Below are 26,604 nucleotides of genomic sequence, written 5' to 3'. Positions count from 1 at the left end.
GGAAAGGAAAATCCATGGCGGAGTTAAGCCCCACCGAGCAGTTCATCCAATTGCTTACCGAGAATCAAAACCGGCTTTATGGCTACATCTTCTCCCTTATTTGTGAGCGGAGCCATGCGGCAGACGTGCTTCAGGAAACGAATGTCGTTTTGTGGCGGAAGATCGAAGAGTTCGATCACCGTAAGCCATTTCTCCCCTGGGCATTCACGATCGCGCGCTACCAGGTGCTGGCCAACCTCCGCGACCGGAAACGGGACCGCGTTCTGCTCGACTCGGAACTTGTCGAAACGATTTCAAGCGAAGCCGAATCGATGGCCGAACAGCTTGACTCGGTCCGCGACGCACTCAGCCGATGTATCGAACGGTTGAATCCATCGAACCGCGAGTTGATTGAGAGTCGCTACTTCGACGCCAAGCCCCTGGATGAGATCGCCCAGGATTCCAGCCGCAGTATGGGAGCGATCAAGGTGGCCCTGCTTCGCATCCGCAAGCGGCTGGGCGAATGTATCCAACATCGACTTGCCGCTGAGAGTTAACCATGAACGAGAAATACTCTGAAATCGAGTCGCTGTTATTCGACTGGGAAGCTGGCACGATCAGCGATGCCGATCTGGTCCGACTTCAGACGCTGCTGAAAGAAGATCCTGAAGCACGCAAGTTCTATGTCCAGTGGCAGATGCTGACGACTGCACTCGATCTGCAGCCCCACGCGGCCCAGCCAAGCTTGCCCGACAACTTGCCGTCGCGTCCATTGCTCCAACAAGCCAAGCCGAGTTCCTTTAGCTGGGCGTCGATCGCCGCGTTTGCCCTGGCCGCTTGCGTGTTGCTTTCAGTCGGATTGCTGTGGTCCTTCTTGGCTGGCGGAAACGGATCAACTCCAATTGCATCCAACGGCGGGACTGAGGTCAAAGAGAACACCTCGCAAGGGATTGCCATCCTGACTCGTCTCGTCGAGCCAGCGTGGCCTGAAGGGCAGCCGTCACGGCAGGTCGGCGAGGCCCTAACCTCCGGTAGGTTTCAACTGGATGAAGGTCTCGCTCAGATCGAGTTCTTCTGCGGTGCAACGATCGTCCTGGAAGGCCCCGCCGATATCGAGTTGGAGTCGTCGACCCAGGCCCTCGTTCGCCAAGGGAAGATCCGCGCGATCGTCCCGCCAGCGGCTCGTGGTTTCTCGCTCGACACCGACAAGATGAAAGTCGTGGACCTGGGTACGGAGTTCGGCATGGCCGTTTCAACCGACGCAGTTGAAGTACAAGTCTTTGACGGCGAGGTCGAACTACAACCGCTATCGAAAGACGTCCGCCGAATCACCACCGGCCAAGGCGTAAGCGTCGGCAAGACAGGCGATTTGACCGACTCGGCCACCCAGCCGGAAGCGTTTATTGGGATTCCGGAACTGGAGTCGCTGAGCCTGCAGCAAAACAAGCAGCGGTATGCCCAGTGGAAGAACTGGTCCGATTCGATTCGCAGCGACCCGCGTCTGGTGACTTACTATGCATTCGACCAACTGACCGACTGGCAGCGCCGCCTGACATGTGAAGTCATGCCGACCAATCGCGACCTCGACGGTGCGATCATCGGGGCAAAGGTCGTCGAAGGGCGCTGGCCCGAGAAGAGCTCGCTTGAGTTCAAGCAGCCGGCCGATCGCGTTCGCGTGAATATCCCTGGCCAGTTCAAGTCGCTGACGTTTTCGTGCTGGACACGGATCGACAGCCTGGACCGGATGTACAACTCGCTCTTTTTGACCGACTCGTACGACAAGGGAGAACCACATTGGCAGATCCTCGATTCGGGCCAGTTGTACTTCTCGGTGCGACCGGTCGATCGCGTGAACAAAGATGGCCCCAGAGACTTCAAAGCGCTTTCCCCATCGTTCTGGAATCCTACCCTGCAAGGGAAGTGGATTCACCTGGCCGTTACGTGCGATTGGGATTCACGCACCATCATTCACTATCTCAACGGCAAAGAACTTAGTCGGCACATCGTTCCCGTAGAGCAGATGCCAGCCTCCGCTCAAATCGGAACGGCATCGATTGGCAACTGGGAACTTCCCACGCTGCCTGACGCCGAATTTGCCGTTCGGAATCTGAACGGTCGGATCGACGAGTTCATGATTTTCTCTTCTGCCCTGACTTCCGATGAAATTCAAGATATTTATGACCATGGTAAGCCCTAAGACGTTTTTGATTCGTCTCGCACTGGCGATCGCCGTGCTCGGCTTCTGGGGACAGTCCCGAGTCGCCAACGCGAATGAGCCCACCGAGACAAGCACGCACGAAGCGGAAACGCTCTTCACTTTGAAGGTTCTGCCTGTCTTGCAGGCCAAGTGCTTTGGCTGCCACGGCAGTGATAAAGAAGACGTGCGCGGCGACTACAATCTGCTGACCCGCGATGGCATGTTAACCGGCGGCGAGTCAGGCGAACCTTCGTTGGTGCCTGGCAAGCCGGAAGAAAGTTCACTCTACCAGGCAGTTCTCTGGAACGGCTATGAAATGCCACCCAAGGAAAACGACCGCTTAAGCGAAACGCAGATTAAGGACCTGCGGATTTGGATCGCGGCCGGGGCTCCTTGGCCTTCGGCCGAGCGACAAACCGAGATCCGCGATGCCGAGTGGGAGAACCTGACCAGCGACCAGGGGCAGTTGGTCAGGACCAGTGGGGGCACCTCCGACGAGTGGACCAATCGTCGCTACGATCCACACGACTTGTGGGCGTTTCAGAAGCTGAGCAAGAAGAAAGAATTGCTGGACGATGACGTAGCGCTTCACCAAGCGATCGATCGGTTCGTCAGCAGTAAGCTGGCAGGCGCCAATCTTCCTGCCGCAGAACAGGCCCAGCCACGACAACTGATCCTTCGTGCTACCTGGGACCTCTTAGGCCTACCGCCGACGCCTGAGGAAATCGACGCCTTTGAAACTGCATGGTCCGTAGATGCCAGTCGTGCTTGGACCGATCTGATCGATCGGCTGCTGGAGAATCCCCGCTACGGAGAACGTTGGGGACGACATTGGCTTGATGTCACACGTTATGCCGACACCGGTGGCATGGCCAATGACTACGAACGTTCCAACATGTGGCGTTACCGCGACTACGTGATTCGTTCGTTCAACGAAGACAAACCGTATAACGAGTTCGTGGTTGAACAGTTGGCTGGTGATGAACTTGCCGACGAATCCGTACGAGAGCGAACCGGCGGCAAGCAAAAGGACGTTTACCAGGTCCAGCAAAGCGGTGCCTATAACGAACAAGAGTCGGAATGGATCGTGGCGACTGGCTTCTTACGGATGGGGCCCTGGGACAACGCGATGGTCGAAACCGAAGAGGCTCGCCAAATCTATCTGGACGACCTGGTAAACATCACCGGGCAAACGTTCCTCGGACAAACAATGCGTTGTTGCAAGTGTCACGATCACAAGTTCGATCCTCTGCCGACTCGCGACTACTACCGGATGTACTCGGCGTTTGCGACGACGCACATGGCCGAACGTAACGTACCGTTCCTGCCAGAAGAGAATCTCGCGCGATTCGATGACCAGAAGAAGCAAGTCGAGCGGATGCTGAAGTTTGCCGTCGACGAGAAGAACAAACTGGTCGACAAACGGGAAGCGGCCGCGAAGCAGTGGTTCGATGAGCATGACCTTCCCTATAAGAACGAATCCGAGCGTCGCAATCTGCCTGACGATGAGAAGCCGCCGCGACATTGTGGCCTGGATCATGTCGAACAAGGACAGCTGAAAGTCCGCGAGCAGGACGAATGGATCTGGACGCGTCGCTTGGAACGCTTCGAGCCGATGGCACAAAGCGTCTACAACGCGCCGGCATCGCAAATTGGTGGCACGTTTGCTCGGAAGCTTCGCATCAAGCGGCCCAAGCCACCAGAGACCGACGTTGTTCAACATATCCTGATCGGTGGTGCACTAACGGCGCTGGGCGATGCCGTGCAACCTGGCGTGCTGAGTGCTGTGGGTCTTCCCGCGAATTCTTCGAGTGAGTCGCCTTACCTGGTCACCTCCGATGTCGATGGACGGCGTCTGGAACTGGCTCGCTGGATTGCTCATCCCGAGAACGGGCTTACGTCACGAGCGATCGTAAACCGCGTCTGGCAGTACCACTTTGGTCAGGCGGTCGCGGCCAACCCAAACAACCTGGGTGCCAAAGGCGGTAAGCCATCGCATCCCGAACTACTCGATTACCTGGCCGCTGACTTCGTCGATAACGGCTGGACGATCAAGCGACTGCATCGCGAGATCATGCTGTCTGAGGCGTATCGCCGCTCCTCGATTCCGGTCGCCCCAAAGGAGATTGCGGAGATCGATCCCAATAATCAATTACTTTCGCATTTCCCCCGCCGAAGGCTGAGTGCGGAAGAAATCCGGGATGGCATTTTATCGATCACTGGCGAACTGGTGCACTGCCAAGGCGGCTTGCCTGTTATGCCGGAGATCACCATGGAAGTGGCCCTGCAACCACGCATGATCCAGTTCTCGCTGGCACCGGCCTACCAGCCTTCGCGCACCTCAGAGGAACGGAACCGTCGGACCATTTATGCCTATCACGTTCGCGGTCAGGCTGATCCTTTTACCGAACTGTTCAACCAACCGAATCCGAATGACTCATGCGAACTGCGTGAAGCGGCCGCAGTCACCCCTCAAGTGTTCACGCTCCTGAATAGCGACACGATGATCGACCGCTCGCTAGCCTTTGCTCTACGTCTGGAAGCATCCGCGGAGACCTTGCCGGATCAGATCGATCTGGCCTTCCGGTTGGCCTTGGGGCGTCATGCCACAGAGCGGGAGAGCGATCGGCTCTCGAAATACGTAGCCCAAATGCAGGTGTACCATGCCGATAAAGCTCCTCGACCGGCAACCTATCCCACGGAAATTACGCGTTCGCTGGTAGAAGAGTTTTCCGGCGATGTCTTTGAGTACACCGAAATCCTCCCGGTGTTTGAGAACTACGAGCAGGACACCAAGCCAGCAGACGTATCAGCTGAGACACGAGCTTTGGCAGACCTTTGTTTGCTGCTGTTGAACTCAAACGAATTCATGTACATCGACTAAACGCCCCTGAAACCATGCCGAAGGCAATCCTATGACTCCCCATCAACTTACCCGTCGTCAGGCTCTTTATGGCCTAGGGGCTTCGCTTGGAAGTGTCGCCTTTTCGTCTCTCTTGAGTGGCAAGGCCGAAGCCGCACCCAGTGCGGATTCGCCCCTTTCGCCGAAGAAGCCGATGCTTCCGGCCCGGGCGAAGAACGTGATCATGCTGTTCATGGAAGGTGGTCCCGGCCATATGGACACCTTCGATCCCAAGCCAGAATTGACCAAGCGGCATAAGCAAGAGTCGAAGCTGACCGGCGGGCTCGAGAAAGGGTTCAAGTTCTTTGTCGGTAGTCCGTTCAAGTTCCGCCAGGTCGGTGACAACGGGATTTCGATGTGCGACCAATGGAAGCACCTGGCTGATCCCTACGTTGCTAACGAACTTTGCAATTACCGAGGCTGCCAGGCCGAATCGCTCAACCATCCCGAAGCACTCTACCACATGAACACCGGAAGCCGCTTGGGTGGCGATCCGGCGATCGGAGCATGGGCCACCTATGGCCTGGGAACCGTCAACCAGAACCTGCCTGGCTACGTGGTGATGACCGAGTTGGCATTGCCGCAAGGTGGTCCAGGCAACTGGAGCAACGGCTTCCTGCCTCCTTACTACCAAGGCACGCGGCTCCGCCCCGAAGGCTCTCCGATCCTCGACCTGGCGCCGCCCGCCTACAAAACTCGCGAGCACCAGCGTCGTGCATTGGACGAGTTGGCGGCACTCAATTCGAGTTACCAGGAGTCTCTCGGTATCGAAGACAAGCGTCTGCTCGCACGGATGGAAAGTTACGAACTCGCGTTCCGTATGCAGGCCGAAGTGCCAGACGTGATCGATCTTCAACAGGAAACCGAAGCCACGCACGAGATGTACGGACTGGATCAACCGGAAACCAAGGCCTTCGGAAGACAATGTCTGATGGCTCGCAGGCTGGTCGAGAACGGCGTTCGCTTCGTGCAGATCTTCAGTGGTGGTTGGGATAGTCACGACTATCTCGAGCGAGGACATACGTCCCGTATCAAAAGTGTTGACAAACCGATCGCGGCATTGATTCGTGATCTCAAGCAACGTGGTCTCTTGGAAGATACGCTCGTCATCTGGACAGGTGAATTTGGACGCACGCCTGACAACAATAGGCGAGGTGGCGTCTACTCGCTGGGGCGCGGGCACAACAATCAGGCGATGACCATGTTGATGGCCGGTGGCGGCGTCCGCCCAGGCGTCGTTGGTGCCACCGATGAACTCGGTCGCTCGGCCATCGAATGTGTCCATCCGATTCGCGATCTACATGTAACGCTGCTCCACTTACTTGGCTTGGACGACAACAAGCTCACCTACTTCCACGGAGGCCGTTTTAAACAACTAAGCCAATTCGGTGGAGAGGTCATTTCGGACTTGATCGCGTGACCGCAACCGAATTTTTTGTGTCGCATTCTAACCAAACCCTGACGAGCTTCGACAATTTCCACCAGCATGTCGCTTTTGTCTTATATCCTATTTTCACGGACCGATACGATTACCTTAGTTTGTTAGCCACTTCATCCCTGGATCGACGACACTTTAGCCCCTGTCTCAAAAACACCAATCAGAGATGGACTTTTCCAACGTTCGATAGACACGATGCAATTGCCTCTTCTGGGGCTTGCGCTGTCGCAATTAGACCAGAGGTCATCATCAACTTTTTATCCATGCCGGAGATCATTCGCACATGCCCATCTCGCGTAGTCGGCGAGAGGAAGTCCCCAAGCTGAAAATCAGCCCCCGTAACAGGACAGGAAACCAATTTCAGTTGTGGTGTCTTGTTGAAGTAACGCTTTGCAATTTGCTCTTCAGTCCAATCGGTCGTCCGTCGTAAGCCGGAACCTTAGTCTCCCTTCGCAGTCAGCAATCCCCATGATCCAAGTGACTCCTCAAAATGCATACAACGGTCCCATCTCTAAGGTTCCTGAGTGGAAGCGAATTCAGTCCGAATTCTTCCAACGCATGGGTGGTGACCAACAACTTCGGCACCTGTTTGAATTGATGCCAGGCACGTTCTTCTTTTTGAAGGACGAAAGGAGCCGGATGATCTGCGCCAGTCGAGCGATTCAGAAGCGGCTGGGCGTCGCCTCGGAAGCGGAAATCGTGGGTCGCACCGACTACGACTTTTTCCCTCCCTCGATTGCCGACAACTTTGTCCGCGACGACCGAAAGGTGATGGAAACCGGGCGGGCCCTCGTGAACCATGTCGAGATCTGGTACAGCGAACAGCGGATCCTCGACTGGTTTGTGACCAACAAGCTACCGGTGTTCGATAAAACCGGTCACCCGATCGGCGTGATGGGAACGGTCCATAGCTACGAAGGAAAGAAGCAGGAACTGTTGCCGTTTTCGCGGGTCAGTACGGCGATCGAATACATCCGCCAGCACTTCCGCCGCACGATTTCTATCAATGAACTAGCCGAACTGTCGGAATTATCGCCTCGGCAACTCCAACGCGCGTTTCGCGAGGCGATGGGAACCGGAATTCACGAATTCATCCTCAAAACTCGGATCGAGAGTGCTTGTCACATTCTGCAAACGACCGAGACGCCCATCGCTGAGATCGCCAAACAGCATGGCTTCTGCGATCAAAGTGCGTTCACCAAGACGTTTCGGCGCTTGACCGGGGTAACACCAGCGCGGTTCCGCAAAGAATCGGTTCTGCGAAAACCGAAGCTTTAGCGTCAGCTCTGATCCGGAGACTAAGCACCTGCAGTTCCCAAAGGCGCATCATGGGCGAGCGCGAAGAGCGAAACAAACAAAACGCCATGGCGTTTTACGAGATGATGTTCAACGACTGCCGTCCGGCCGAGGCAGTCGAGCATTACGTTGGAGAAACGTACATCCAACACAACCCGATGGTTGGCGATGGCAAGCAGGCCTTCATCGACTACTTCGAGCGAATGGCAGCCGAGTACCCAGGCAAACGTGTCCGCGTTGTTCGTGCGATCGCCGAAGGGGACTACGTCGTGCTCCACTGCCATCAAACCTGGCCCGGTGAATCGGACTGGGCTGGCATCGATATCTTTCGCTTTGATGCCAACGGCAAGGTCGTCGAGCACTGGGATGTCCTGCAGACCGTGCCGGACGAGTCGGCCAATGAGAACGGGATGTTCTAACACCGTTCTCCCATAAGCATCTGCCCCGCTGCCTTCTTGAAAACACGCACTTGCGCATTGCTTGACGATCGCCTCGATTTTTACGCGGCATGGATGTCCGCCGCGCGTCTGAATCTGTTAGAAAGTGTTTATAGAGCGAGCTTCTGAGATCAGCTCCCAGCAGCACTACATCGTCATCTCGCAGATGAGCAACTATGGAAATGGACCAACCTTCGTCTTCCGCCAGCGAAGTAAGTTTCGATCAATATGTCGGGCGTCGCTTTGAGGAATTCAAACGGTATATCAATTGGACACCGGACGACGATGACTGTTCCAGGCGATTGCTGGAACTACTTCAGCCCCACTTTGATCATGTGGTCTCCGACTTTTATCAGGAGATCCTCAATCACCCCGCCGCTTTGCGCGTAATCACCGGTGGCGAGCAGCAGATCGAGCGATTGAAGGTAAGCCTTCGCGAGTGGCTTGGCGAGGCTTTACTTGGCCAACATGATGCCGCCTACTTAGAGAAGCGATGGCGTATTGGGCGAAAACATGTCGACATCGGTCTCGATCAGGTTTACGTCAATGCGGCGTTTGCCCGCATTCGAGGGCACCTCGGTAGCGTGTTGGAGAATCTCGAAGAATTGTCCGCGAACGAGCGAGACCTGCTTCAGCGATCGCTCAACAAACGATTGGACTTCGAGTTGGCTTTGATGTCGGACTCGTATTACAAGGAGTACCAGTCTCGTCAGATCCCCGTCAATCATGCCCGACTGGGTCAACAAAAGCGTCTCGCGCTGCTGAGTCGCGATGCCCTGGCCGGAGCCCCGCTAGAAGTGCTCTACGATCAGGCAATCGCCTATTTAACGGAGTCCCTCCAGGCAGACTACTGCGAACTACTGAAGTTCGTCCCTGAGAAAAATACGTTCTTCTTTCGCTCGGCTTCGGGCTGGCCCAAGGAAATCCTGGGGCAATCGATCGGCGATTTGGAGGTCGGATCGTATTTCGACATAATTCTTTCGAGCAAGGACTCGATGGAAGTTGACGATCATGACCTGCAAACAGATTTGGAATATCCAGCGCTGTTCAAGAAGCAGCGGATCGTCAGCAGCATTCAGGTCGCCATTCGCAACGAAAACGAAATCTACGGCATCCTAGCGGTCCATTTTCGACAGCATCGGCAGTTTCAAGCATCCGATCACGACTTTCTGGTATCCCTTGCCAATATTCTGGCCAACGCCATCCATCGCAAGGGGATTGAAAACCAGCAGCGGCAGAGCGAGCACCAACTGCGGCGTCTAATCGATCGGCTACCTGCCGGGGCGGTTTACGTGGTGAATGACATGCTGCAGGTCAATCAGGGCGTCGAGAACATGACCGGTTACACCCGGGAAGAGCTCAATTCGCTGGATGACTGGAAGAAACTGCTCGTCGAGCCGGAAGTTGACGAATCGTCTCCAGGTCCCGCCGATCCGCACGCGGGGAAGATTCAGCAGTCGGAGGTTCGCATTCAGCGGGCCGACCGAGAAATACGAACGATCGCGAAACTCAAATTCGAGTCGGCCATCGATGAGATCTGGCTCTTGCATGACATTACCGACTCTGAGGATCAGCGGCGTCAACAACTTCAGGCAGAACGGCTTGCGGCAATCGGCCAGATGATTACCGGCATCGCCCACGAAAGCCGAAACGCCCTGCAACGCATTCAGGCCTGTACCGAAATGCTGGAACTGGAGTTCGAACCGGCATCGGAGGAAATGAAACTGATCGGTCGGCTTCAGCAGGCCCAAGACGATCTGCAATGGCTTTTTGACGAGGTCCGCAGTTATGCGGCCCCGATCGTCCTCGAAACCAAACCGGTCGACCTGATCGCCACTTGCCGCCGGGCCTGGGACCAAACCGAACCTTTACGAAGAAATCGAGACGCAACTTTGGAAATCTCAGGCGGGCGTGATGTCACGCTTCAAGCGGATGAGTTTCGCCTGATCCAGGTATTTCGGAATTTGCTAGAGAACTCGTTGGCGGCAACCCCAGATCCAGCAAGAATTTGCGCCGAAATTGAGACCGGCGATAGTTCGCACATCGTGATCACCCTGACCGACAATGGACCCGGGTTTGACGAAACGGTTGCCCGAAGAATGTTGGACCCATTTTTTACGACCAAAACGAAAGGATCCGGCTTAGGCATGGCAATTGCTTCGCGAATCGTAGAAGCCCATGGAGGCACCATCACACCGGTCAGCCAAGCCGGTTCTGGGGCCAAGTTTATTGTTTCCATCTCGGCAGGTGGAATTCCGTTGCGTTAGAGGTTCGCAGTGAAAATTATCGTAGCCGACGACGAACAAGACATGCGAGACTACTTCTCCAAGATCTTGCCTCACCTCGGGCACGAGGTCTTGGCGGTTGCTGGTGACGGAAAATCGCTTGTCGAGTCGTGCCGAAAGTCCTCGCCCGACTTGATCATTACGGATATGATGATGCCGGAACTGAATGGCGATATCGCTTTGCAGGAAATCTGGCAACAACAGGCTGTTCCTGCGATTATCATCTCTGCCTATCAGTGTCCTGAATGGCTCGAAAGTAAAACGGGTATACCGGTGGTTCGCTATCTCAATAAGCCCATCAATCGGACCCAACTTCGAGACGCACTGAAGACGTTTGAGGATAGCGATTCCGCTGGAAATCATCCTGCCCAAAAATAATTGAAACGGCGATAAACTTCATCCATGCAGGCACCCAAACCGCAAGCTCCCATCGACCTCCTTTTGGTCGATGACGATCCGTCTCTTCTTGAAGATCTCCAGGCCTACTTCACGCGGTTGAACTACCAGGTTAAGTCGGCCGGCAATGCGGCGGAAGCGCTGGCCCTGATGAAGCATCATGCGTTTCAAGTGGCCGTTTTTGACATGCATTTGCCCGACCTGAACGGGATTGAGCTTGTCAAACAATCTCGCGAGGTCGATAGCGACTGCGAGATTATTATTCTGACCGGAGAAGGCTCGATCGAAACGGCTGTCGAGGCGATGAAACTCGGCACGATTGACTACCTGACGAAGCCTGTTCGTCTCAAAGAATTGGAAGCGGTCGTACGACGGGCTAGCGACACGCAGCTGTTGCGAAAACAGAACCAACAGCTCAAAGGCCTGATTCGGAAACAACAGTCAGAAACGTCGGAAATAATCGGGGAATGCGACCCGATGCAAGGTGTATTTCGCTTGATCGAACGCGTTGGTCCAACCGACCGAAGCGTATTGATTCAGGGGGAAAGCGGAACGGGAAAAGAACTCGTCGCCCAGGCCATTCATCGTGCCAGCAATGTGGCCGAATTCCCCTTGATCACCGTCAATTGTGCGGCGTTGCCGGAGCAACTTCTGGAAAGCGAAATGTTCGGGCACGAGAAGGGTGCATTCACGGGTGCCACCAACGCCAAGCAGGGCCTGTTTGAAGTCGCCGACGGAGGAACGCTTTTCATCGACGAGATCGGCGAACTGGCGTTACCTCTGCAGGCGAAACTGCTGCGTGTGCTGGAAGACGGTTCGTTCCGCCGCGTCGGCTCGATCCAGCAGCGGCGAGCAAACGTTCGCATCATCGCCGCAACGAATCGCGATCTTGCCGAAGCTTCCGACCGTGGGGAATTCCGCGAGGATCTTTACTATCGCCTGAACGTGATCACCATCACTCTGCCTTCGCTACGCGATCGTGGCAACGATCTGCAGTTGTTGGTTCGCAAGTTCGCCGGTACCGATTGGGAGTTGGAACAAGGCTTGATCGAAGCGCTTTCTCGCTATCGCTGGCCCGGCAATATTCGCCAGCTCCGCAACGCGGTAGAACGCGCCAAGATCTTGGCGGATGATCATCTGATTGAGCTGTTGAACTTCCCAGACGAAGTCATTGCCGCTGGCAACACACAGGCTTCTCACGACCTCACAACCACCGATCTTGGCCGACTCACGCGGCAGCATATCGAACAGGTCTACCAAGACCATCAGGGCAACAAAACTAAGGCCGCCCAAGCTCTCGGTGTGAGTCGACGCACTCTCTATCGCCTGCTCGAGAAGTACGATATCGACGATTCCTGAGGCGCGCCATATCGCACTGTGTCGTGCGACTCTGTCACAATTCTTTTGGTAGCAACGCTTTCGACCGCAAACTCCATTGCTGCCCGGAGAAATTCTTTTTCTTTTGCCCGCTGCGGCTTCCCGCTGGGAGGGTCGGATTGTGACACCCCGTTTAGGTTGCATTCCGCTGCTTTGACTAGGCACATAAGCGTTTTCAAACCACGCCAGCTCATTTTAGGCACTTAATTCGCGAAATATCGCGTGAGGCATTTCTGCCCTGTGACGTTCTGTCGCACGTCTCTGGCACACCGCTTGCCAAAGCGGGTGTGCAACGGGAATTCAAATCCACTGGGAATAGTTTACGAGATACGCGATGAGTGCTTCTGACAGTGTGCACGGTGATTCCGCCGATGACGTCAAGAACCTACCTCTTGAGGATGATACCGGTCATCTGGAAACTTTTTCCTATGACGATGGAATTACCCGGCAGTTTATGACCGCGACGGTCATCTGGGGAATGGTCGCATTCCTGGTCGGGTTGATCGTCGCTCTGGAGCTGGTCATACCGTCCCTTTCGATGGGCGTCGAGTTTTTGACCTTCGGGCGATTACGACCTCTCCACACGAACGCGGCAATCTTTGCCTTCGCAGGCAATTCGATTTTCGCGGCGATCTATTATTCGACGCAGCGACTGCTGAAGACGCGGATGTGGTCCGATACGTTGAGCCAACTCCATTTCTGGGGCTGGCAGCTGATCATCCTGTGTGCCGCGATCACCTTGCCGCTGGGAATCACGCAAAGTAAAGAGTACGCCGAACTGGAATGGCCCATCGATCTGCTGATCGCTGTAGTCTGGGCAGGCTTCTTCGGCGTCAACTTCTTTATGACGTTGATCAAACGCCGGGAACGTCACATTTACGTGGCAATCTGGTTCTACATCGCGACCATCATTACCGTCGCGTTGCTGCATATCTTCAATAACCTGGTCGTCCCCACTGGACTGTTCAAAAGTTACCCAGTGTATGCCGGCGTTCAGGATGCGTTCATGCAGTGGTGGTACGGCCACAATGCGGTGGCGTTCTTCCTGACGACACCGTTCCTGGGCTTGATGTACTACTTCCTGCCCAAGGCGGCTAATCGGCCAGTCTTTTCGTACAAACTCAGTATTCTGCACTTCTGGTCGCTGGTCTTCATTTACATCTGGGCCGGCCCGCACCATTTGCATTATACGGCGATTCCTGAATGGGCTTCGTCCCTAGGGATGATCTTCTCGATCATGCTTTGGATGCCATCGTGGGGTGGGATGATCAATGGTCTTCTCACACTCCGGGGTGCCTGGCGAAAAGTGACGGAAGATCCCGTGCTGAAGTTTTTCGTCGTGGGTATCACCTTCTATGGGATGTCGACCTTCGAAGGCCCCATGCTTTCGGTGAAGGCCGTGAACTCCCTTTCGCACTACACCGACTGGACCATTGCTCACGTCCATAGCGGTGCACTGGGTTGGAATGGTTTCATGACCTTCGGCATGATCTATTGGCTGTTGCCACGTGTGTTCCAGACCGAGCTGTACAGCAAGAAGCTGGCCGAATGGCACTTCTGGTTGGGACTGATCGGGATTCTGCTGTATATCGTTCCCATCTATGGCGTCGGCGTTTATCAGGGGCTGCTCTGGTTTGCCATCAACGACATGGGGAACTTGTCGTACCCGAACTTTATCGAGACCACCGTCAACCTGGCACCGTTCTACTGGATTCGTGTGCTGGGTGGAGCATGCTTCATCAGCGGTGGCGTGATGTTATCGATCAACGTCTACAAAACTTGGTGTGCTCGTCCGACGGCCTACGCCGAACCTCAATACCAGGCCGCCCCACTACGCCGCGACTATGTCGATGCCCCACTGGAAGAGTCGAACCTGCAACAGGTTCTCGAAGTCGCCAAGAAGTTGGACGTCTTCACCAAGTTGGGATGGCATCGTCGCTGGGAACGCAAGCCGATTATCTTCAGCGTCTTCGTGGCTCTGGCGGTCATTGCCGCGTCGCTGTTTGAAATCATTCCTACGTTCCTGATTCGTTCTAACGTCCCCACGATTCCATCGGTGCAGCCCTATACACCGTTGGAACTGGCGGGACGTGACATCTACGTCGCCGAAGGTTGCTACAACTGCCACTCGCAGATGATTCGCCCGATCGTCGCGGAAACGAAACGCTACGGCGAATACTCGAAGCCAGGCGAATTCGTCTACGATCATCCATTCCAATGGGGCTCGCGCCGCATCGGTCCTGACCTCGCGCGAGAAGGGGGTCGGCAATCGCACGTCTGGCATATCCTTCACTTCCGAGATCCAGGCGAATTCGTGAAGGGCTCGATTATGCCCAGCTACCCGCACTTTGAAACGCAGGACTTGAACTTCAAGACCATTCCCGAACGCATTCAGGCAGCAGCCTACCTGGGGGCTCCTTACAGCGAAGATGAGTTGACCAACTCGATCGACCTGGCCAAGGCCCAGGCAAAACAGATTGCCGATGAAATCGTTCAGCAAAATGGTCCTGAGGGCATGGAGTCGAAAAAGGTTGTGGCGGTGATCGCCTATCTCCAGCGTTTGGGTACCGACTTGTTCAAGGCTCCACCGACTTCGGAAGAAGAGTCCAATGATCAAGCAGAACCAGAAAACCCAGCGGATGTCGCTCTTACCAGCGAATAAGGATACCTAACATGATTCGCGAATTACTCAACAGTGTGGAGTACGGCTGGATTGCTTCGGCGGCGTTGGTACTTTTCTTCGGCGTCTTCGTAGCAGTCACCATCCGCACCTTGTTAACCGATAAATCGACCATCGATTCTCAAGCACACATTCCCCTTACCGACGGCAAGCGGAGAAATTCATGAGTATGAACACGGAAACGAAGCCGCCTGGTGACGATGGGGCAATTCCGAACGATCCTCTCACCGATCATTCGTACGATGGCATTCAGGAGTTTGACAACCCAATGCCTGGTTGGTGGAAGATGCTGTTCTTCCTGTCGATCCTGTGGTCGATTGGCTACTGGATCTATTACGAGAACGGCATAACGCCCAATCGTTCGATCATCGCCGCCTACGATCGCGCATTCGCAGCCAACTTGCGACAACAGTTTGCCGAGATCGGTGACCTGCAACCCACTCGGGAAACCATTCTGCGATTTTCCGACGATCCCAAATGGCTCAAGGTCGGTCAGGCCGTGTTTCAAACCAATTGTACGTCCTGCCACGGCACGAAGGCCGAAGGTCGCGTGGGTCCTAACTTGACTGACGAAAAATGGAAGAACGTCAAGAAGGTTGAGGACATCGCCAAGGTGATTAACAACGGCGCAGCAGGCAATGCGATGCCAGCCTGGCAAAATAAGCTGCATCCTAATGAAGTAGTTTTGTTGTCGTCATATTTGCTTTCGCTTCAGGGCTCGGTACCATCCGGTGCCGGAATGAAGGCCATCCCGGGAGAGATTCACGAGATTTCCGATCTCACGTCGGCACCTGCTCCGGAAGAAGCCCCAGCAGAGGAAGCAGCCAAACCGGCAGACGAAAATGAGTGACGACTTTTTAACTCCTGACGAACACGTGCTTTCGACGTTGGAATCTGATGGTTCACGTCGCTGGCTGTTCCCGCGTCTTTCGCGCGGTCACTACTGGTACCTTCGTCGCATTGTCGGTTTCCTGTTGATCGCGATCTTCGTGGGCTTGCCCCACCTGTACATCAATGGGAAACCGAGCATCCTGCTCGATATCACGCAGCGCGAGTTCACGATCTTCGGCTACACTTTCTTGCCGACCGATACACTGCTTCTCGCGTTGTTGATGATTGGCATCTTCCTGACCATCTTCCTGTTGACCGCACTGTTCGGGAGAGTCTGGTGTGGTTGGGCATGTCCCCAAACGGTCTATCTTGAATTCGTCTATCGTCCCCTGGAACGCCTCTTTCTGGGAACCAGCGGGCGTGGTGGCGTCCCCAGTCGCAAAGTCCCGGCATACCGACGCGTCGCGTTGTATGCGGTTTATCTCGTTCTCTCGATGGGATTGGCCCATACTTTCCTGGCGTATTTTGTGGGCGTCGAAAGGCTGAGCCAATGGGTCCAGCAGTCCCCTGTCGAGCATCCGGGACCATTCCTTGTAATGGGACTGACCACCGGACTCATGATGTTCGACTTCGTATTCTTCCGTGAGCAGCTGTGCCTAATTGCTTGCCCCTACGGGCGATTTCAATCGGTCCTGCTGGATCGCAACTCGCTGATCGTTGCCTACGATACCCTGCGAGGTGAACCACGCGGAAAACGCAAGAACGAACTGCCGATTGTTTCGGATCCGGTGGATCAAAAGGGAGACTGTATCGACTGTGGTCTTTGTGTGCGAACTTGTCCGACCGGAATCGATATCCGTGACGGGCTGCAGATGGAATGCGTTCATTGCACGCAGTGTATCGATGCGTGCGACGAAATCATGACCAAGATTAATAAGCCGACTGGATTGATTCGCTACTCCAGCCAGGATGCGATCGAAGGTGGAAAGCAAAAGTTTCTTCGCCCCCGCGTCATCGTCTATCCAGCCCTGCTTGCGATCGTGATCTCGATCATGGTCGTCACGTTCGCCAATAAGAAAACATTTGATGTCACATTAATTCGTGGCGTGGGCATTCCCTTTTCGATTGCCCAGGACGGCCACGTCGAAAATGCGTTGCAATTGAAGATTGTGAATCGCCTGGAAACCGAAGATCGGCTGAATGTCACCATTCTGCCGGAAACGTTGCAGTTGGATATTGCCGAGGAAGTGGTCCTTGGTCCGAAAGCAACGAAGACGATTCCTGTCGTTGTGATCGCGAATCGCTCCGACTTCCAGGTAGGCAAGATTCGCGCCACGATTCAAATTCAAAGTACACAATCCAGCGATGTACGGAGTATCGAATGTCAAATCTTCGGACCTTAGAAACACCCCAATCGGTTGAGACCGCGATCGCGGAAGTAAACGCGAAGTGGCTGTGGGGAGGCGTTGTCATCGGATTGCTCGTGATGCAGATCGTGATGTGCGTTGTCGCGGCTATCTTAGCCGTCCAATCCGAGGCGACTAACGTCCTGCCGGACTATTACGAGAAAGCCGTGCACTATGAAAACGCGTCACCGATTCAACCGAACTCAACCCACGCAAAGTAACCATGGAAGCAGTTTCGATCGGCCTGATCATTCTTACCGCGAGCCTCGCCGGCAGTGGACACTGCGTTGGCATGTGCGGACCGTTCGCCATTCTTGCCGGTCAGTCCGAGTCGTCGAGCTTCGTCAAGCGATCATTCGCCGTCGGAAACTACCATGTAGGACGTCTGCTGACCTACCTTCTGCTAGGCCTGATCGCAGGCGGCGCGGGATCGCTGGTCGATGTTGGCGGTAGTGCCTTGGGCCTTCAGCGACTCGCGGCATGGATCACGGGCTCGCTCATGATCGCTTACGGCCTGTTTGCGATCTTGAGATTTTCCCGCCTAGGATCGCTTCACTTTTCCCTACCGGAGAAAGTGGGAAGTCTGGTCCAGAAGGCCTTTCGCTGGACTGGACACTTATCGGGAAGCACGCGAGCTTTTGCTATCGGCGGTATCACGGCGTGGCTTCCGTGCGGTTGGCTGTACGCATTTGTCCTGATCGCCCTGGGCACTTCCAGCCCTTGGACGGGCCTCGCAGTCATGCTGATCTTCTGGCTGGGAACGATTCCGCTGCTCTCGGTATTCGTCTTCGGTATTCAGAAGCTTTCGCAGCCGTGGAAGAAATGGTTACCCATGGCGACGGCCGTGCTGCTGATTGTTAGTGGCGTATTCACCCTGTCGGTTCGTGCCCAGGCCGTTTTCGACTCGCTGGAAGTCAACCTGTCGCAGTCGAAGACGACCACCGATGCCATCCACGAGGCCAGCACGACTCCCCTGCCCTGCTGCCACTGCGAAACGACGTGTGATTAGCACCATGATTGTCAAATCTCAAGAAGTCCGATCGCCGCAGATTGAAACGGAGTGCACGCACTGCGGTCTGCCGGTACCCGCGCACTTGGTTGTCGATCAAAGTGAAGAGCAATTCTGCTGCCATGGATGTGAGACGGCGTATCGGATTCTGCAAGAGTTTGACGGGTTCGATCCAGAGTTCTTAGAGCAGTCGAGAAACGCAGTCAAAAAGCAATCGGCAGCTCAAAGCTACGAGCACCTCGATCATCCTGCCTACCAGGAAAAGTACGTACGAGAGATCTCGCCAGGCGTCTTTCGCACGAAGTTTCTTCTCGGTGGTGTGCATTGTGCCAGTTGTCTCTTTGTGATTGAGAAGCTCCCCGAATTTCTTCCCGCTGTCATCACGACGCGGATGAACCTGACCGCGATGACGGTAACAATCGAATGGCTTGGTGCGTCAACTCGCCTTTCGCAAATTGCCGACACCCTGGATCGGCTCGGCTACCCGCCGTTTCCTCCCTTGGCCGACAAACGTGAGAAGCTCGAACGCGATGAGTCGCATCGGCAACTTATTCGCCTGGCGATTGCTGGTGCCTGTGCCGGGAATACGATGCTGGTAGCGGTGGCTCTTTATTTCGGCTGGTTCACCGGAATGAGCAGCGAGTTCCTACACTTGTTTCGTTGGACTAGTGCTGGACTGGCCTTCGTTAGCCTGGCATGGCCAGGATCCGTATTCTTTCGCGGGGCTTGGCAGGCCATCCGCACACGCACATCGCATATGGACTTGCCGGTTGCTTTAGGGTTATCAGCCGGCGCTGCCATGGGACTCGCGAATACTATTTTGCAGCGGGGCGAAATCTACTTTGACTCGCTCACCGTTTTGGTCTTTCTGCTGCTGGTCGGTCGGCACATTCAATATGGGAAGCAGCGTCAAGCGATTCGACAGGTCTCCCTGCTACACGCAATGCTTCCTCGTGCGGTAACGCGTTTTATCCGTCCTGAACCGGATGCGACTACAGAATCGGTTCCCATCGAAGCGATTCAGCCGGGAGACTGGATCCATGTTCGGGCTGGGGACGTGATTCCTGTGGATGGAAATCTCGTCAGTGGTTCCACGCTGGTTGATCTTTCGATTTTGACAGGCGAATCACGTGGAATTGCGGCCAAGCAGGGAAACCGTGTCTACAGCGGTAGTACCAATATCAGCAGTTCGATCGTAGTGGAAACGGCTCTGGTCGGAACCGATACACGGATTGGCAAGATTTGCGAACTCGTGGATGAAGAAATTCGTAGCCGAACACCGATTGTTCAATTCGCCAATCGAATCGGAAATTACTTTGTCGGCATCGTGCTAATCCTCGCCGCGGTGACGGTGGCACTCTGGGCGTCATCAGGCATGGAAGTTGCCATCAACCACGCGATGGCCTTACTGATTGTTGCCTGCCCCTGTGCATTGGGCCTGGCAACTCCATTTTCTGTCGCGTTTGCCCAGGGAAGGGCCGCCGCCCGAGGAATCCTGGTCAAGTCGGGGGAAGTGTTCGAGTCCCTGGCCCGACCCGGCATGATCTGGCTCGACAAAACCGGAACCTTAACCGAGGGTCGCATGCGACTGGTCGAGTTCGTCGGAGATCACGACATACAACCTGCGATCGAACTGCTGGAGCGACAAACGGTCCATCCGATCGCGTCGGCTTTGATCAGCGATATGAACGTTGCGGAAGCGGACCGCCTACCGCAGTCGGCGTTGAACGACTTCCTCGTTATCCCTGGCATCGGAATTCAAGCCATGGTTCAGGGCCAAGTCATTCAAGTAGGTTCTGAAAAGCTGCTCGACGACACATCCACCTACATCACCGACGACTTCCTAGCAACGATTCAGCACTTCAACCATCGCGGATTGACAACCGTCCTTGTCGTCCGAAATCATGAAGTCGTCGCAGTGGCTGCCTTAGGTGATCACATTCGATCCGACGCGAAGGCGACGATTGCAGAGCTTGCCCGCTTGGGCTGGGAAGTTGGCATCCTTTCCGGCGATCACCAAGATGTGGCTTCGCACGTGGGAAAAGAGATTGGCATCGCGGAGAAAAACATCCGCGGCAACCTGACGCCTGAGCAGAAGCTTGCCGTCATTCAGAATTCCACGGCATCCCAGACGGTGGCAATGGTCGGCGACGGCGTGAACGACAGCGCGGCACTGGCCGCGGCATCGGTCGGTATCGCAGTCAAAGGGGGAGCCGAGGCCAGTCTCAAGGCGGCAAACGTCTATCTAACTCGCGACGGCGTCCAGTCCATTCTAGACGCCATCACCGGATCCAAACAAACCCTGAACACGATTCACACCACGTTTGCCATATCGCTTTGCTACAACGCGTTTGCCGTGTTGTTGGCGATGTCGGGGATGATCAATCCGATCCTCGCTGCGATCTTGATGCCCATCAGTTCACTTTCGGTGCTGGCCGTGGCTGCCTCGAACAGGGCATTTAGAACGACAAACATTCACCTACAGGCAAAACCATGAGCGTAATCTACATCGCCCTACCGATCGCACTTTTCATGGCCGCGCTGGCGGTTGTGGGGTTCGTGTGGTCGGTCCGAGAGGGACAACTCGATGACCTACAGACACCTGCGGTTCGCATTCTGGAAGACGACAAAGTCAAATCGAAACACTAGGCAAGCATCAAGCTTGGCTGCGGAGCGGCTAGACCAGATGGCCTGCTCAGACAGAGCGAAACACTACATTTCGGCGAAGATCTTCATGATATAGTCAACAAGATCTCTGCCTACGAGATCAAGACGCAGGATAGCCCGCGCGATAATATGGCCGATGTCCATGTTTGAGTCCTTGTTTGCTTTGGTCGTTGGCTAAAGAACACTAACACGGCATTATGCATCAGGAGAACTAGGGCGATCAAACAAATTCGAAGCAACTTCGTCGCTTTTACCAATCGGCCGCAAGACGCTTCTCTTGTTGCGCAAATAGACTTCTGAAGCAGTCACGGGCAAGTAGCGTTCTACTAGGCTGCCCGTAGAGGTTCCCGTTATTTGTTTTGGAACAAGTCGGAACTTGGCCAGCGGTCCTCGAAACTGCGGACACGTTCCTCGACCGGCGGTTTGACGTTGGGCCAGCTCTGAGGTCGGACCCGAACAACACGACCCGGACGGAAACCCTCGAGTATGAGCGGAACCTCGAACTGAATTTGAATCCCGCTACTGCCAGTCGCTGGATTGTCTTCCACCTTCTCGACCGAAACGATCTTCCCATCCATGCCGTCATGGTCAGGCCACCAAGTACGCAGGGTGGCTTCCGCGGCAGCCATCTTGCCACCAATGCCTGGCTTGAAGTCGGCATAGAGCGACTCGTCCATTCCACCGAACAAGGTTGCGGTCACGGTTGCCTGACCGAATTTGCCGTACTGGATTTCTTCGACGCGGGCCGGCATCCAACGCGTACGAATGTGTCGGACATGTCGACCGCGTTGACGCTCGGCGGCCACCTTAATGGCCGTCTCGTCGAGCCAAATGTCGGCCACGTGAAACTGCTGATAGAGGTATCGCGGATGCCAGGCAAGCGCGAGCTGAACAGCCTGGCCATCGAACTGCTTCTGTCCGTTGGCAGGCCAAGTTTCTTCTGCCACAAGATCTTTGAGACCAAGTAGCTCGCGGCCTCGCCAGATACGCGTCGAGCCGTCGATGGTAAACTTATGCTCGCCGCCCAGTCCGTCTCCTCCCTCGCTTCGGTCTAGACTCGCAACCAGTTCACCTTCCGAGCCATGAAGATTCACTTCCTTTAGCTTCCAAGCCTTTCCTTCACGAAGACACAAACTCGGACCATCTTCCAGCAGAATTGCATGGTTCTCACGCGGGGAAGTCACGTGATTTCCAGTCACGTTGGGTACTGCGGAAGTCTTCGGGTCAGGCGGTAAGTAGAAGCGTCCGTACATCACCGTCCCGATCGGAATATCACGCAGGTCGGCCGGGGCACCATGATAGTAGATTTCGCCGTAAGGAAGCATGGCAAAGTGGTGAAGGCGTCCTTCATGATAGTGGTCGTCCACATGCAACCGTAGGCTGCCACGTCGGTTCACGTGATCCACAAACACCAATTCACCTCGGTAAGCCTTGGCCTCATCCATCGGCGGAAACTTCTCCGGCGATGGACGAAACGGCTCTTCGGCACCGAGACTACCAACGATTGATAGAAGCGAGCAGGCTGTCAAAGCAAAAACAATAAGAGTCTGCCTCGGAACACTTTCACGCATGTAACCGGCACGACTTACTTGTTGGGGAGCTTCGCCAGGTTTGGTCAGTCGATTCATCCTAGTTCCAATTCCGCATTGCTGTCACCAAAGCGTTCTTCCTCGACACCCATCTTTTGTGCCATCGTCAGTAGAAGATTACTCATGTGGGCGTTCGTGTTGACCGGGCGACTACAGAGGTGATAGTGCTTGCCAGGCGTGTCTAGTTCGTAGCCATCGAAGTGCCCTTGGTTCATATCGATGTGACGACCATGCTTCAGGCCGCAACCTGTTCCCCCTGCCAAGACAAGCGGAAGATTGGCGTTACCATGGCCGTGACCATATGCCATTCCGCTACCGAACAAGGACATGGTTGTTTCGAGTAATGGGCGACCGTTGAGATCAGGCGTCTCGGCTAAACGAGTTAGGAAGTAGCTAAACTGCTCGACACTAAACGTGTCGCTCTGGGTGAGCTTTTCCATGTGCCCGGGATCGCCATTGTGATGGCTTAGTTCGTGTCGCGACTGCGAAATCCCTAGTTCAGGAATCGGCAGGCCTTGTCCTTCGATACCGCTACTGAACGTAACAACCCGAGTAGCATCCGTCTGGAACGCGAGCACGATCAGATCGTAAATCGTGCGGAAGTAATCGCCTGCCTGAGTTTGCGGTACTTCTCGGTCGGTACGACGGCGATCCTGTTCCAGGATTTCCGGACGTGGAACATCGAGCCAGGCATCCGCTCTTCTGGCGCGAACTTCGGTCTCGCGTACGGCCGTCAGGTATTGGTTCATGCGCCCCTTGTCTTCACTCCCCATCTTTCTTTCGAGGGAGCGAACTTCTTCCAAGTTGGCGTCCAACACGCTCTTCTTTCGACGCAAGGCACGCCGCTGAGCAGCGGTACCGTTCTTAGGTTCTTCAAACAGATAAGCGAAGATCTCACTGCATCGGCTCATGCCCGGCAGCCGGATTCCGTCTTCAGTCCAGGCCAGCGACTCGCCCTTGTTGGCGATCTCAAGCGAATGAAAACGAGTATGCGGTGAAGTTACCTGGGCCATCTTCTGGTCGACAGATATGGTGTTGCGATCCGTTGGACCGAGTTGGCCACCGGTGAGCCAGATTTTTTGGCAATTGTGATGATGACCGAGACCGCCTGGATGGTGCAGACCGCTGATCGGTGTGATGACGCCGCGATGCTTCTCCAGCGGCTGGAGCGAACGCGAAAGGGTGTAATCTTCTCCAGGCGTGGTGATCTGATAGTCCAGCGTGTTGACGCCGTTGGGGATGTAGATAAACGCACTCCGCCGCGGCGATTCCAGTTCTTCCCCAAACGCGGGACGCATGCAGTTCAACACGGGGAGCGTGATGAAACTACCAAGCCCACGCAGGACGTGACGTCGGTCGATATGCCAGGATGGTGTCATCGTTTAGCTCTTTAAGGTTTGAGTTAGGTGCTCTTGATAGCCTGCCGGAGTTCTATCGCTTCTTCATGATCTCGGACAAAGCGACAGCCCGCACGATGTCTTTGAGTTGATAATTGTTCTGCTTTGCTTCTTCGACGATCGCATCGATATGTTCTTGATCATCGACCGTCAGCACGCGACGTAACCCGTACGAGCAAAGGTGTTCGACCATTCCCCTGAGGAAGCGATCGCGATCTTCCAGCACAAGTTGTTTGAACTGATCGGCATCGGCGAACGTGCGACCGTCGGGCATTTCCCCACTAGGATCAACCGGCGGATCCGCACCGGTTCCTTTTTCAACACGTTCGTGGGTGCGCCACTGGCCGATCGCATCGAACTGATCGAATGCCAATCCCAGCGGATCGATATTTCGATGACAGGCAGCACAGTTCGCGTTCTGGGTATGTGCCTTAATCTTCTGGCGGATGGTCGCTTTTGGGCTGTCCGGCGGATTGGGTTCGATAGGATCGACATTCGCCGGTGGTGGAGGCGGAGTCTTGCCAAAGATTGCTTCGCTGACCCATACACCACGGTGAACGGGACGATGCCGCGTACCGTCCGAGGTCAGTCCCAATATCGCGCCCATCGTTAGCAGCCCACCACGATGGTCTTCGGGTCGTAGCGACACCTTTTGTACGCCTGACTTTTGCGGTGCAGGGATGCCATAGAATTCGCAGAGCCGCGAATTGGCCATCGTCCAGTCCGATGTGATAAAGCGATCAATACTCAGGTTTTTCGCGAAGACTTCGCGAAAGTACTGAACTACCTCTTCCCGCATACTCGCTTCCAGCCAAACGTCGTAATCCGGATATAACTTGCCATCCGGCGGAAACATTCCCAACCGATGCAACTGTAGCCACTGACGAGGGAAATCCTCGACGAACCGGTCGATCTTCGGATCGGCAAGCATACGATCGACCTGGTCGGCAAGCTGGTCGTTGGTTAGCTTCCCTTGGGCGGCCGCATCGAACAAGGCCTGATCGGGCATCGAGCTCCAGAGGAAATACGACAGTCGCGAGGCCAGTTCCCAATCGTTAAGTCGATCGCGGGACTTGGCATCTCCTTCGACAAGATAGGTAAAATTACGGCTGTTAAGAACACCCAACAGCGCAATCTGGTAAGCCGAAGTCATATCTTCGCCAGCGGCCAGCTCGGCCTCGTAGGCATGCAAATAGGGACGAAGCTCATCGTCGGTTACTGGCCTCCGCCAGGCACGTTGTGCGAAATGATTGAGATGCTGCGTGACAACCGCCAGCGATGCATCTGTAGACGGCTGCACATCCGTACGAGTTGCCCGCTCGGCTTCACTCTCGACAGGGCCCTCCCACTCAATCCAGTCCAATAGCACAAATGAGAAGATACCGTTGCCATCTTCGTCGAAGAGCTTGGGGCCGGTTGGATTCAGCAGAGTCGTTTCACTGGTATGCGTGAACACATAGTTAGATCCACCGAGAATATTACGATGATGGCCACCTTTGTCCCGCGAGATGATGTCGGTGACAACGACGTTGAAATCGAGACTCGTAGGCATTTCCAGAAATACCTCGAACTCAATAATTTCCGGTTCGTCTTCTGTTGCCAGAACATCCAACTCGATCAGGCCTTCGTTTGTCCCTTCCCCGGTGCGTTTACCAATACGCAGGTGAGGTGTTTGTCCACCAGGAGGACGAACACCGCTGACCTGTAACCTCGCTCGGTAGAGACCACTTTGGGATGCACCTGCACCAAACCAATTCGGGCGCAAGGCCTGCAACTCTCTTCCAGGAAAGATCAACGCACGCAGCGGTCGCTTGATCCCGAAGCGATCAAGATAGGCCTGCTGTTGCTGGCCACCGTTATATCGAATTTCCGCCGCTGTTTTGCGAACCGTCTGCGACTCGACTGGCTTCTCCGGAAACGCGCGGCTCAAAACGATTTCAGAAGCGCGATAGTACCGCTCGACATGGGAAGGAGACAGTGAGAGCTGCGAACCGATCCGCTCGAAGCCGTGCCACAGTGGATCCGCATTCAACTCGCCTGGCTGGGCCGGATCGTAGCGGACGCCTAACAGGTCATACACCGTGTTCTGATACTCCTGCCGACTTAGCCGATAGTGAGCCACAGGCGGACGTGCGGCCATGCGTGCCGCTCGCCCTTCCCGGATACGTGTGTCGAGCTGTGCGATGACCTTCGCAATGTCGTCTTCACTTGGTTGGGGTTCATCCTCCGGCGGCATCTCGCCAGCGTTAATTCGTTCTACGATCTCCGCCCACAGATGCGTATCCTTTCCCGATGTGAAATCACGCGACAACTTATCAATTCTCAGGTCTCGCTCGACAGTTTCTGGACCGTGGCAACGGATGCAGTGCGTCTGAAGAAATGCCTCAAATGGTTCTGCGGCGGAAACGATCGACGCACCGGCGAGGAATGCCAGCGTGATGAACAATAAACGCATTCGGGAGGCCTGGTTCGAGGTAGGAAGGATCACGAATCGTGGTTGCTAGGTAGGAAGCAAAAGCAGGTGAAAAGCTTGCCAGCGATTCATACTTTTCGAGCTTGACCATGACCGGAAGGATGGTGATCAGATCAAACCGACTCGACTGTTGTAAGAATATTCTACTTCAATAAGGAATTACTCGCACTGCCGATTCTAGAGAATAAGGCGAGAAGCTCCTTCATTGCAAATTACGGGCAGATTTTCCAACGAAAGAATTGCCC

At 55.0% G+C, this 26,604-nt stretch carries 20 protein-coding genes; 17 read left to right on the top strand and 3 right to left on the bottom strand.

Features of this window, described 5'->3' with window-relative positions:
- Positions 1-14 precede the first annotated feature (14 nt).
- From PSR63_RS19090 to ccoS, 17 genes are all read left to right on the top strand, one after another.
- Positions 15-536, top strand: a complete 522-nt coding sequence (locus PSR63_RS19090) for a sigma-70 family RNA polymerase sigma factor (RefSeq protein WP_274327275.1) — start codon at positions 15-17, stop codon at positions 534-536.
- A 2-nt stretch (positions 537-538) separates the two neighbouring features.
- A complete protein-coding gene (locus PSR63_RS19085) occupies positions 539-2,176 on the top strand; it encodes a LamG-like jellyroll fold domain-containing protein (RefSeq protein ID WP_274327274.1) in 1,638 nt (545 codons plus the stop codon).
- On the top strand, positions 2,157-5,060 hold the full coding sequence (locus PSR63_RS19080; protein ID WP_274327273.1) for a PSD1 and planctomycete cytochrome C domain-containing protein: 2,904 nt from the start codon (positions 2,157-2,159) through the stop codon (positions 5,058-5,060). Before PSR63_RS19085 ends, PSR63_RS19080 begins: the two co-directional genes overlap by 20 nt.
- A 31-nt stretch (positions 5,061-5,091) precedes the next feature.
- Complete coding sequence (locus tag PSR63_RS19075; RefSeq protein WP_274327272.1) at positions 5,092-6,498, top strand: DUF1501 domain-containing protein; 1,407 nt, start codon at positions 5,092-5,094, stop codon at positions 6,496-6,498.
- A gap of 486 nt (positions 6,499-6,984) precedes the next feature.
- A complete protein-coding gene (locus PSR63_RS19070) occupies positions 6,985-7,794 on the top strand; it encodes an AraC family transcriptional regulator (protein ID WP_274327271.1) in 810 nt (269 codons plus the stop codon).
- Between the two features lie 50 nt (positions 7,795-7,844).
- Positions 7,845-8,231 carry a nuclear transport factor 2 family protein gene (locus tag PSR63_RS19065; protein WP_274327270.1) on the top strand — a complete coding sequence of 129 codons (387 nt, stop codon included), beginning with the start codon at positions 7,845-7,847 and terminating at the stop codon, positions 8,229-8,231.
- Between the two features lie 200 nt (positions 8,232-8,431).
- Positions 8,432-10,516: a protoglobin domain-containing protein gene (locus PSR63_RS19060; RefSeq protein WP_274327269.1), complete on the top strand. Its 2,085-nt coding sequence runs from the start codon at positions 8,432-8,434 to the stop codon at positions 10,514-10,516.
- A gap of 9 nt (positions 10,517-10,525) precedes the next feature.
- A complete protein-coding gene (locus tag PSR63_RS19055) occupies positions 10,526-10,912 on the top strand; it encodes a response regulator (protein WP_274327268.1) in 387 nt (128 codons plus the stop codon).
- A gap of 24 nt (positions 10,913-10,936) precedes the next feature.
- Positions 10,937-12,289, top strand: a complete 1,353-nt coding sequence (locus PSR63_RS19050; protein ID WP_274327267.1) for a sigma-54-dependent transcriptional regulator — start codon at positions 10,937-10,939, stop codon at positions 12,287-12,289.
- Positions 12,290-12,641: 352 nt separating this feature from the next.
- Positions 12,642-14,969, top strand: coding sequence for a cytochrome-c oxidase, cbb3-type subunit I (gene ccoN, locus PSR63_RS19045; RefSeq protein ID WP_274327266.1), 2,328 nt, complete (start codon positions 12,642-12,644; stop codon positions 14,967-14,969).
- Between the two features lie 11 nt (positions 14,970-14,980).
- The gene (locus PSR63_RS19040) at positions 14,981-15,154 is read left to right on the top strand and encodes a hypothetical protein (protein WP_274327265.1); all 174 of its coding nucleotides are present in this window, start codon (positions 14,981-14,983) and stop codon (positions 15,152-15,154) included.
- Positions 15,151-15,837, top strand: coding sequence for a cbb3-type cytochrome c oxidase N-terminal domain-containing protein (locus PSR63_RS19035; RefSeq protein WP_274327264.1), 687 nt, complete (start codon positions 15,151-15,153; stop codon positions 15,835-15,837). The genes PSR63_RS19040 and PSR63_RS19035 overlap by 4 nt, the downstream gene beginning before the upstream one ends.
- Complete coding sequence (gene ccoG / locus PSR63_RS19030) at positions 15,830-17,221, top strand: cytochrome c oxidase accessory protein CcoG (protein WP_274327263.1); 1,392 nt, start codon at positions 15,830-15,832, stop codon at positions 17,219-17,221. The genes PSR63_RS19035 and ccoG overlap by 8 nt, the downstream gene beginning before the upstream one ends.
- Positions 17,200-17,445 carry a FixH family protein gene (locus PSR63_RS19025; protein WP_274327262.1) on the top strand — a complete coding sequence of 82 codons (246 nt, stop codon included), beginning with the start codon at positions 17,200-17,202 and terminating at the stop codon, positions 17,443-17,445. Before ccoG ends, PSR63_RS19025 begins: the two co-directional genes overlap by 22 nt.
- Positions 17,446-17,447: 2 nt before the next feature.
- Positions 17,448-18,233, top strand: a complete 786-nt coding sequence (locus PSR63_RS19020) for a sulfite exporter TauE/SafE family protein (protein ID WP_274327261.1) — start codon at positions 17,448-17,450, stop codon at positions 18,231-18,233.
- Between the two features lie 4 nt (positions 18,234-18,237).
- Complete coding sequence (locus PSR63_RS19015; protein WP_274327260.1) at positions 18,238-20,730, top strand: heavy metal translocating P-type ATPase; 2,493 nt, start codon at positions 18,238-18,240, stop codon at positions 20,728-20,730.
- Positions 20,727-20,882 (top strand): cbb3-type cytochrome oxidase assembly protein CcoS, encoded by a 156-nt coding sequence (ccoS, locus tag PSR63_RS19010; protein WP_274327259.1) that lies wholly within the window; start codon positions 20,727-20,729, stop codon positions 20,880-20,882. Before PSR63_RS19015 ends, ccoS begins: the two co-directional genes overlap by 4 nt.
- Positions 20,883-21,250: 368 nt before the next feature.
- Here ccoS and PSR63_RS19005 read toward each other — a convergent pair whose 3' ends face one another.
- The 3 genes from PSR63_RS19005 to PSR63_RS18995 are packed head-to-tail and all read right to left on the bottom strand — an operon-like array spanning position 21,251 to position 26,341.
- On the bottom strand, positions 21,251-22,528 hold the full coding sequence (locus PSR63_RS19005) for a hypothetical protein (RefSeq protein WP_274327258.1): 1,278 nt from the start codon (positions 22,526-22,528) through the stop codon (positions 21,251-21,253).
- Complete coding sequence (locus PSR63_RS19000) at positions 22,525-23,868, bottom strand: DUF1552 domain-containing protein (RefSeq protein ID WP_274327257.1); 1,344 nt, start codon at positions 23,866-23,868, stop codon at positions 22,525-22,527. The genes PSR63_RS19005 and PSR63_RS19000 overlap by 4 nt, the downstream gene beginning before the upstream one ends.
- Before the next feature lie 52 nt (positions 23,869-23,920).
- The gene (locus PSR63_RS18995; RefSeq protein ID WP_274327256.1) at positions 23,921-26,341 is read right to left on the bottom strand and encodes a DUF1592 domain-containing protein; all 2,421 of its coding nucleotides are present in this window, start codon (positions 26,339-26,341) and stop codon (positions 23,921-23,923) included.
- Between the last annotated feature and the right edge of the window lie 263 nt (positions 26,342-26,604).

The organism is Bremerella sp. P1, assembly GCF_028748185.1.
Lineage (GTDB): Bacteria > Planctomycetota > Planctomycetia > Pirellulales > Pirellulaceae > Bremerella.
Note: the sequence above shows the minus strand (reverse complement) of the source record. Positions and strands in the feature narration are given on the sequence as shown.

What these genes read in the sequence shown, in the direction of transcription:
- ccoG (WP_274327263.1), top strand. Translation starts at nt 15,830, where the DNA reads ATGAGTGACGACTTTTTAACTCCTGACGAACACGTGCTTTCGACGTTG.
- PSR63_RS19075 (WP_274327272.1), top strand. Translation starts at nt 5,092, where the DNA reads ATGACTCCCCATCAACTTACCCGTCGTCAGGCTCTTTATGGCCTAGGG.
- PSR63_RS19020 (WP_274327261.1), top strand. Translation starts at nt 17,448, where the DNA reads ATGGAAGCAGTTTCGATCGGCCTGATCATTCTTACCGCGAGCCTCGCC.
- PSR63_RS19005 (WP_274327258.1), bottom strand. Translation starts at nt 22,528, where the DNA reads ATGAATCGACTGACCAAACCTGGCGAAGCTCCCCAACAAGTAAGTCGT.
- PSR63_RS19065 (WP_274327270.1), top strand. Translation starts at nt 7,845, where the DNA reads ATGGGCGAGCGCGAAGAGCGAAACAAACAAAACGCCATGGCGTTTTAC.
- PSR63_RS19035 (WP_274327264.1), top strand. Translation starts at nt 15,151, where the DNA reads ATGAGTATGAACACGGAAACGAAGCCGCCTGGTGACGATGGGGCAATT.
- PSR63_RS19060 (WP_274327269.1), top strand. Translation starts at nt 8,432, where the DNA reads ATGGACCAACCTTCGTCTTCCGCCAGCGAAGTAAGTTTCGATCAATAT.
- PSR63_RS19070 (WP_274327271.1), top strand. Translation starts at nt 6,985, where the DNA reads ATGATCCAAGTGACTCCTCAAAATGCATACAACGGTCCCATCTCTAAG.
- ccoN (WP_274327266.1), top strand. Translation starts at nt 12,642, where the DNA reads ATGAGTGCTTCTGACAGTGTGCACGGTGATTCCGCCGATGACGTCAAG.
- PSR63_RS19085 (WP_274327274.1), top strand. Translation starts at nt 539, where the DNA reads ATGAACGAGAAATACTCTGAAATCGAGTCGCTGTTATTCGACTGGGAA.
- PSR63_RS19040 (WP_274327265.1), top strand. Translation starts at nt 14,981, where the DNA reads ATGATTCGCGAATTACTCAACAGTGTGGAGTACGGCTGGATTGCTTCG.
- PSR63_RS19000 (WP_274327257.1), bottom strand. Translation starts at nt 23,868, where the DNA reads ATGACACCATCCTGGCATATCGACCGACGTCACGTCCTGCGTGGGCTT.
- PSR63_RS19050 (WP_274327267.1), top strand. Translation starts at nt 10,937, where the DNA reads ATGCAGGCACCCAAACCGCAAGCTCCCATCGACCTCCTTTTGGTCGAT.
- PSR63_RS19080 (WP_274327273.1), top strand. Translation starts at nt 2,157, where the DNA reads ATGACCATGGTAAGCCCTAAGACGTTTTTGATTCGTCTCGCACTGGCG.
- ccoS (WP_274327259.1), top strand. Translation starts at nt 20,727, where the DNA reads ATGAGCGTAATCTACATCGCCCTACCGATCGCACTTTTCATGGCCGCG.
- PSR63_RS19090 (WP_274327275.1), top strand. Translation starts at nt 15, where the DNA reads ATGGCGGAGTTAAGCCCCACCGAGCAGTTCATCCAATTGCTTACCGAG.
- PSR63_RS19025 (WP_274327262.1), top strand. Translation starts at nt 17,200, where the DNA reads ATGTCAAATCTTCGGACCTTAGAAACACCCCAATCGGTTGAGACCGCG.
- PSR63_RS19015 (WP_274327260.1), top strand. Translation starts at nt 18,238, where the DNA reads ATGATTGTCAAATCTCAAGAAGTCCGATCGCCGCAGATTGAAACGGAG.
- PSR63_RS18995 (WP_274327256.1), bottom strand. Translation starts at nt 26,341, where the DNA reads ATGCGTTTATTGTTCATCACGCTGGCATTCCTCGCCGGTGCGTCGATC.